Origin of the sequence: Halorubrum sp. SS7, assembly GCF_005435055.1 — an archaeon.
GTDB classification, from domain to species: domain Archaea; phylum Halobacteriota; class Halobacteria; order Halobacteriales; family Haloferacaceae; genus Halorubrum; species Halorubrum salinarum.
In genome coordinates, this window is the sequence record NZ_SGXV01000681.1 from 1 (window position 1) to 226 (window position 226).

A 226-nucleotide genomic window follows, 5' to 3' on the forward strand; every position below is an offset into this window, starting at 1 on the left:
AGCGACGGCAAAAACCGAACCGAAACAACGAGGAATCCACGACAGTGAGTTTACTTCGGTACACACTCAGACGATTCGCACAGGCGATACCCGTACTGATAGGTATCGTGACGATAACGTTTTTCCTGGCGAACCAGATCCCCGGCGATCCGGTCGAAATCATGCTGGGACCGACGCCGGGACAGGAACAGGTGGAGGCGATCCGGGCCCAGTACGGCCTCGACCG

The 226-nt window shown here is 57.5% G+C and carries 1 pseudogene; it reads left to right on the top strand.

The features are described 5' to 3' along the window. Window positions 1-44: 44 nt before the first annotated feature. A pseudogene (locus EXE44_RS21820) lies at window positions 45-226 on the top strand (ABC transporter permease); the annotation flags it as partial.